Annotated in this window: 8 protein-coding genes; 4 read left to right on the top strand and 4 right to left on the bottom strand. The window is 72.4% G+C overall.

Going from position 1 to position 7,235, the window contains the following annotated elements:
• The 4 genes from IE249_RS33270 to IE249_RS33255 form a co-directional block, all read right to left on the bottom strand.
• Nucleotides 1-705 (bottom strand): ABC transporter permease (locus IE249_RS33270; protein WP_229859818.1); only part of this gene is annotated, 705 nt, incomplete at its 3' end.
• Entirely contained in the window at nucleotides 702-1,595 is an 894-nt protein-coding gene (locus IE249_RS33265; RefSeq protein ID WP_189710886.1) for an ABC transporter permease, read from the bottom strand. The genes IE249_RS33265 and IE249_RS33270, both read right to left, overlap by 4 nt.
• A 1-nt stretch (nucleotide 1,596) precedes the next feature.
• Nucleotides 1,597-2,721, bottom strand: coding sequence for a polyamine ABC transporter substrate-binding protein (locus IE249_RS33260; protein WP_229859816.1), 1,125 nt, complete (start codon nucleotides 2,719-2,721; stop codon nucleotides 1,597-1,599).
• Between the two features lie 171 nt (nucleotides 2,722-2,892).
• Nucleotides 2,893-4,065, bottom strand: coding sequence for an aromatic ring-hydroxylating oxygenase subunit alpha (locus IE249_RS33255; protein WP_189710884.1), 1,173 nt, complete (start codon nucleotides 4,063-4,065; stop codon nucleotides 2,893-2,895).
• Between the two features lie 412 nt (nucleotides 4,066-4,477).
• Between IE249_RS33255 and IE249_RS33250 the strand changes: the two genes are divergently transcribed.
• The 4 genes from IE249_RS33250 to IE249_RS39315 form a co-directional block, all read left to right on the top strand.
• Nucleotides 4,478-4,906: a hypothetical protein gene (locus IE249_RS33250; protein ID WP_189710882.1), complete on the top strand. Its 429-nt coding sequence runs from the start codon at nucleotides 4,478-4,480 to the stop codon at nucleotides 4,904-4,906.
• On the top strand, nucleotides 4,903-6,159 hold the full coding sequence (locus tag IE249_RS33245; protein WP_189710880.1) for an NADH-ubiquinone oxidoreductase-F iron-sulfur binding region domain-containing protein: 1,257 nt from the start codon (nucleotides 4,903-4,905) through the stop codon (nucleotides 6,157-6,159). Before IE249_RS33250 ends, IE249_RS33245 begins: the two co-directional genes overlap by 4 nt.
• A 45-nt stretch (nucleotides 6,160-6,204) precedes the next feature.
• Complete coding sequence (locus IE249_RS33240) at nucleotides 6,205-6,396, top strand: ferredoxin (protein ID WP_189710878.1); 192 nt, start codon at nucleotides 6,205-6,207, stop codon at nucleotides 6,394-6,396.
• Between the two features lies 1 nt (nucleotide 6,397).
• Nucleotides 6,398-7,235, top strand: an 838-nt coding sequence (locus IE249_RS39315; protein WP_229859815.1) for a CoA-binding protein, incomplete at its 3' end; no start/stop codon positions are given.

The raw sequence follows: 7,235 nt of genomic DNA, 5'->3' as shown, positions 1-7,235 counted from the left end.
GGTGGTGAAGTAGGCGAGGACGAAGTCGTCGAAGACGAGCGCGAAGATCAGTACGGCGGAGGCGAGCACGGCGGGCAGCAGGGCCGGCAGGGTGACCAGCCGTACCGCCTGCCAGCGGGTGGCGCCGAGGTCCATGGCGGCCTCCTCCACCTCCGGGTTCAGCGCGGCGACCCGGGAGCGCAGGATGACGGTGACGTAGGAGATCGAGAAGGTGATCTCGGCGAGCATCACCGTGCCGGTCGACAGGGCGACGCCGAGGCCCTTGAACAGCAGCATCGACGCGACACCGGTGACGATCTCCGGCGTGATCAGCGGCACCAGCATGATCAGGCCGGCCAGCGAGCCGAGCCGGGTGCGGCAGCGGACCAGGCCGAGTGCGAGCGCGACCCCGAGGACGACCGAACCGCCCATCGCCACCAGTGAGATTCGCAGGCTGGTGCCCAGTGAGGAGATCAGCACGTCGTCGTGGACGAAAGCGCGGTACCAGCGCAGGCTGAACCCGCCGAAGACGGTCAGGGACTTCTTGGAGTTGAAGGAGAACAGTGCCACGACCGCGATGGGCAGGTAGAGCAGCGCGAAGAAGACCGCGGTGACGGCGACGAGGAGGCGGGGCTTGCGGTCGGCACGTCCGCGGCGCGGGCGGGTGCGGGCACGGCCCGCCGCCCGGGCGGGGGCGTCGGCGGAGGGCAGGCGCAGCAGGGTCATCGGCGTGCCTCCGCCTCGTCCTTGCGGGTGCGCCGCAGATAGCCGAACATCCCGATCAGCAGGACCAGCATCAGCAGCATGGTGAGGGCGGAGCCCAGCGGCCAGTTCTGGCCCTGGAAGAACTTGTCCTGGATGAGGTTGCCGATCATGATCTGGTCCGGGCCTCCCATGAGCTGTGCACTGACGAAGTCGCCCATGGCAGGCAGGAAGACCAGGACGAGCCCGGCCGCCGCGCCCTGCCGGGTGGCGGGCAGGGTGACGAAGAAGAAGGTGCGGACCGGGCCGCCGTACAGGTCGCGGCCGGCCTCGATGAGGGAGACGTCCAGGCGTTCCAGGGCCGCGTACACGGGGATGATCATGAAGACGACGAAGCCGTAGACGAGTCCCGCGACCACGCCGACCGCGCTGTTGAGGACCTTCGTGTGCGCGTCGGCGAGTCCCACCGCGCGCAGGGCGCGCAGCACGGGACCGTCGTCGGACAGCACCACCGACCAGCCGTACATGCGGACCAGGTAGTTGGCGAAGAACGGCACCACGATCGCCGCGATCAGCGCGTGCTTGTACCGGCCGCCGTACAGGGCGATGGTGTACGCCACCGGGTAGGCGATCAGCAGGCAGATCACACAGGTCAGCAGCGCGTAGCCGAGTGAGCGGGCCAGCACCTCGGTGTAGGCGGGATCGGCGAGGGCGCGCGCGGCGGACAGATCGAAGCCGAATCGCGGATTGCCCAGGTCGTCGGTGGTGCCGACGGCGAGAGTGGCGACCAGTGCCAGGGAGACGATCAGGAACCCGGTCATCCACAGGGTGCCGGGCAGCATGAACCACGTCCACAGGCGGCTGCCGTCGGCGCCGCGCCGGCGGGGGCTCGAGGAGGGGCGCAGCCGTGTCATGTCAGCCCGCCTTCACATGGGTCCAGGCGGTGTCACGGGCGTCCTCCGCCGCGCGGCTGCCGTTGCGGAAGAACAGGTCGGCCTTCAGGTCGTCCTCGGTGACCAGGCACTCGGGGAAGGGCTTGACCAAGTCGGCGTAGGTCTTCTCGGTGCCCGCCACCGGCATGGGATAGCCGATGTACTCGATGTTCTTCTTCACGTTCTCCGGCCGCAGCATGTAGTCGATGAACAGCATCGCGGTGCCGGGGTGGGGGGCGTTCCAGGGGATGGCGTAGCAGTCACAGTTGATCGGGGTGCCCTCCCTGGGGGCTTCGAAGCCGAACACCGAAGGGTCCTTGGCCTGGTTGAGCATGGCGGCCATGTCGCCGCTCCAGGCCTGGGTCATGAGCGCGTTGCCGTTGAGCAGGTTGTTGTAGCTGTCGCTGGAGAAACCGCGCAGCCGGGGGCGCAGGGTGCCCAGCAGCGAGGTGATGCGGTCCAGGTCCTGACGGTCGCCGGTGCTGACGTCCAGGCCGAGGGCGAGGGCGCCCATCCCGAGCACCTCGTCGCGGTCGTCCAGCAGGAAGACCTTGCCCCTGACCTTGTCGCTCCACAGGTCCTTCCAGGACCCGGTCAGTTCGCCGATCCGGTCGCGGCGCCAGCCGATGCCGGTCTTGTACGCGGTGAAGGGGACGGTGTGCGCCGAGCCGGGGTCGTACCAGGGGTCGGCGAAGTAGTCGTAGCTGCCGAAGATGGCGTGGGCGTGGGGGAGCTGGGAGTGGTCGATACGGCGCAGCCGGCCACCGCGGACCAGGCGCTGGGCCCACTTGGCGGTCGGGAAGACGATGTCGTAGCGGTTGCCCGCGTTGAGCTTGGCGACCATGCCCTCCATCGAGTCGAAGTTCGACTGGATGACGTGGACGCCGTATTCCTTCTCGAAGCCCTTGAACACGGACGGGTCGACGTAGTCGGCCCAGTTGAAGTAGACGAGATCGCCGTCGACGCGGGCTTTCACGGGTGCGAGCGCGGACGCGTCGGGGGTCTTGGCGGGCATGAACCCGCAGCCGCCGACCGCGGCGCCGAACAGGCCGCAGGCGCCCGCCCACAGTACGGCGCGTCGGCTCGGTGGGAGTACCTCGGGGGACACGGAACGTCCTCTTTCGTCGAGGAACGGCACAACTCCAGGGCTGGACCGGCTGGTCGGCTCACGGAGGCCCTGACTCCGTGGGAAGACCGGTCTGGGGACGTGCGAGCGTGCGTCAGCGGGGGAGGGGTAAGCCCGTCCGGAGGCGTACGGTGTACGGCGTGCGGGAGGACGTCACCGCGCCGTCCCTTCCAGGTCGTCCCGGAGCCGGCGGGCGAACCAGCCGACGGCGGCCTCGCGCTGCGACAGCGGTCCCGGCTCGAAACCGGGCGTGCCCAGGCCGGCCTGCACGCGTTCCACCAGCTCGGCGTCCTCGTCGTTGGTGACCCAGCCGATGTGGATGTTCAGTCGGCGGGCCAGCCGGGTGCGGACGCTCTCGCCGTGCTTGGTGTAGAAGGCGCCGGGGATCGCCGCCCGGTCCTGGGCGGTGGGCACGGCGGTCCACGCGAGCACGTGGTCAGGGTAGAAGTCGATGAGCGTGTTGGGATAGATCACGGCGTACCGCCACACCCGCCGGTCGGCCTCGGTGAGTCCCGGCATGGGGGTCGCGAGCCGCTGGTAGAGCCGTTCCGTCCAGTTCGAGGAGGGTTTGTCGCGCAGCGGTGACTCGAACAGGACGTAGTTCTCCTGCACGTCCACCGTGTACGCCTGGTAGTCCAGCAGCCGCATGAGCGCGGGATGGGCCACGGGGACGTGGTAGCCCTCCAGGTAGTTGTCGACGATCACCTTCCAGTTGGCGTTCTGCTCCTCGCCGCCCGCCAGGTCGTGGATGCGGTGCCTGCCGACGGGCACGAGGTCCGCCCCGGCGTAGCGGCCGACGGCCTCGGCCAGCCCCTCGCAGGAGTCGGCGAGGGGGGTTGCCTCCAGGTCGAGGTTGACGAAGACGAAGCCCAGGAAGGACTCCACGTTGACCGGGTGCAGCCCGAGCCGGGGTTTGTCCAGGCAGGGGATCCGGCGTGCCTCCGGGGCGCCGACCAGCCGTCCGTCCAGCTTGTAGGTCCAGCCGTGGTACGGGCAGCGGATCGCCTTGCCCGACGGCTCCGGTTCGGTGACCAGGCGGGTGCCGCGGTGCCGGCAGACGTTGAGGTGGGCGGCGAGGCCGCCGTCCTCGGTGCGGACGACCAGCACCTCCCGGCCGGCCGCGGTCGCGGTCAGCCGGGCGCCGGGGCCGGGCAGGTCGGATTCGTGGCAGACGAGCTGCCACGACGTGGCGAAGACGCGGGCGGTCTCCGCCTCGGCGACGGCCGGGTCCGTGTAGTAGCGGGCGGGCAGTGCTTCCCCGGGCTCGGGGGGCGGCCCCGGCGGGGCAGGGGCGACGGCGGCTGCCCGGGGGGTCGAGGGGTTCATGGAGTCCTCCTCCGCGCCGCGACCGCGGCGATGGGGGTGGGGCCGTGGCTGAAAGGGACGGTGGGGCCGGCGCCGCGCCGGTACTCCAGGCCCGTCTTTCTCCAGCTGACTAATTGGTTAGTCAGAGTGGGACCCGTGGCCGGGCAAGTCAAGACTTGTGGGCTGACTAATTAGTTAGTTAGTGTCATCGCAGGCCGACGCCCAAGGGCTACGACCCCGGCCGCCCCTTCGCCCTGGTCCGGACACCGCTTGTTCCTGGACACCGCTTGTCCCCGTGCGCGGCCCGTCAGGCCCGCACCGCACCCGCTCTGCGCCCCATCCCTCTCCTCCGGGCGCCGGAGCACCCCCCATCCACGCCGTCGCCGCGCTCCCTCCCGGACGCCCGGGAACGATCGCGACCCCGGAGGCACGCATGAGCGCTCGCCGAAGTCTGGTATGGCTCGGCCTCACGCCGGAGCCCGAACAGGAACTGCCCGCGGCGGTGGCCGCACTGCGGGCCCCCGCGGCCGGCCGGCCGCCGGCGGCCCTGGTCACCGCCGAGCGACGCCGCGTCGAGCGGCTGGTGCTCCGCGGCACCCAGCGAGGCTGGCTGCGCTACCTCCGCGAAGTCACCGCCCTGGTCGTCGACGCCGCGGCGGCCTCCCCGACCACCGACCCCGGGCCCGCACTGCTGGCCGGCGAGGTCGTCCTCGACCACCACCGCATGCTGATCGGCCTGCCCGGCGCCGCCTACGCCCGCACCGCCCCGCAACGTCACGCCCTGGAGCGGGCGCTGGCACACCTGCGGGACCGCCCGCGTCCCGCCGCCACCGGCCACTGCGAGTCCAGGAGCACCGTATGACCGGCGTCGTCTCCCTCCTCCCCGAAGGACAGCACGGCCTGCTCCTGTCGCCGGTGTCCGGCGCCGAACCGCACCGCGGCGCCGAGGACCTCGCCCGCTACCTCGCCGCCGGTGGGTACGCGCCGCTGACCCCGCGCGACCGGCTGCTCGAACGGATCGCCACCCTCGGACTGCGCGGCCGCGGGGGCGCCGGCTTCCCCGCCGCCGTGAAGTTGCGGACCGTCCGCGACGCACCCGGCCGGCCCGTCGTCGTCGCCAACGGCGAGGAGGGCGAGCCCGGCTCCGTCAAGGACCGGTGGCTGCTGCGGCACAGGCCGCACCTGATCCTGGACGGCCTGCGGCTCGCCGCCGCCATGACCGGTGCCGCACGCGGCTTCGTCTACCTCTCCGACATCCCCGCAGAGCAGGCCGTACGGCGAGCGCTCGCCGAGCGTCCCGCCGACCTCCCCGTCGAGGTCGTCCGCACCGAACACGCGTACGTCGCGGGCGAGGAGACAGCGGTCGTACGATGTGTCGACGGCGGTCCCGCCCTGCCCACGGCCAAGCCGCCACGCCCGTTCGAGGCGGGGGTCGGCGGCGCGCCCACCCTGGTCGCCAACGCGGAGACACTGGCCCGGATCGCGGCGCTGCACGCTTGCCCGGACACCGCCGCAGCCGTCGCCGGTGCCCACCTGGTGACGGTCTCCGGGCCGGCCGGTTCCGCGTCCGCGCTGATCGAGGTGCCCGCCGGCACGCACCTGAAGGTCCTCGCCGACCTGGGCGGCCACGGCAGGGCCGAGGCGGTCCTGCTGGGCGGCCTGTTCGGCGGACTGTACGGCACGGGCTGGACGGACCTGCCGCTGGAGCATGACCGCCTCACCGCGGCCGGCGGCGCGCTCGGCTGCGGTGCCCTGCACTTCCTCCACCCGTGGGACTGCCCGGTCGCCGTGGCCACCGAGGCGGTCGCCTATCTGTCGGCGCAGAGCGCCCGGCAGTGCGGGGTGTGCGTCTCCGGCACCGGGGCGCTGGCCCGGACCCTCACCGCCGCCGCCCGCGGGGGAGCGGCCCACGACACGACCGACAAGCTGCGCCGCTGGTCACGGCAGCTGCCCGGCCGCGGTGCCTGCGGATTGCTCGACGCCGCCGCCCGCGTCGTCGCCACCCTCCTCGCCCACTTTCCCGACCTGGTCGACGCCCACCGCGGCGCCGCCTGCCCGGCGTGCGCGGAGCCGGCGCCCGAGGACGGGCGCCGCTTCACGGTGCCGGTGCCCTGAACCCGCCCCGCCCACGACAACCCCGAGCGAAGAAAGGACCGCACCATGAGACTCCTGCTGGACTCGACCCGCTGCCAGGGCTACGGCCTCTGCCAGGAAGCGGCCCCCGAACTGGTCGACCTCGACGAGTGGGGCTATGCCCAGGTCCGCGCGGCCGACGTGCCGCCCGGCAGCGCAGCAGCCGCCGAGGCCGCCGTCGCCGCCTGCCCCAACTGCGCCCTGCGGCTGGTGAAGTGACATGGGACGCGACCTGTCCGCCCTCTTCGACCCTGTCTCCGTCGCCGTCGTCGGAGCCAGCGACGACCCGGCCAAGTACGGCCACGCCATCGCCGCTCAGGCTCTCCGCGCGAACGGCCGCCGTCCCGTCCACCTGGTCAACCGGCGCGGCGGAACGGTGCTCGGGCACACCGCCGCACCCAGCCTGAGTGCGATCGGCGAGCCCGTCGACCTCGCCGTGGTCTCCGTCCCCGCCGCCGGGTTCGAGGACGCCGTCGACGAGGCCCTGCGCTGTGGGGCCCGGGCGATCGTCGCGATCACCGCAGGCTTCGCGGAGACCGGCGGCGCCGGGCGCGCCCGGCAGCACGCCGTCGCCGAACGCGTACGCGCCGCCGGCGCCGTGATGGTCGGGCCCAACTGCCTGGGCCTGGCCGACAACACCACCGACCTCTTCCTGGCCTCCGACACCTTCACCGCCGGCGGTGTCGCCCTGCTCAGCCAGAGCGGCAACCTCGCCCTGGAACTCCAGCTCCGCTTCCGGCCGCACGGCCTCGGCTTCTCCCGCTTCGTCTCCCTGGGCAACCAGGCCGACGTCACCCTCGTCGACCTGCTCGCCGACTGCGCCCGGCACGAGGGCACCCACGCCATCGCGATCTACGCGGAGGACTTCGCCGACGGACGCGCCTTCGCCGAGGCGGCCGCCGCAGCGGGCAAGCCCGTCGTCCTGCTCACCGCCGGACGCGGCGACGCCGCTGCGCGCAGCGCCCAGTCGCACACCGGTGCCCTGACAACCTCGGCCGACGTCGTGACCGCGGCGTGCCGGGACGCAGGCGTGGAACTCGTCGCCACCCCCCGCGAAC

This window comes from Streptomyces anandii JCM 4720, assembly GCF_014650655.1.
Classification (GTDB): Bacteria; Actinomycetota; Actinomycetes; order Streptomycetales; family Streptomycetaceae; genus Streptomyces; species Streptomyces anandii.
The sequence above is the reverse complement of the archived record's forward strand: the minus strand, read 5'-3'. Positions and strand labels throughout refer to the sequence as shown.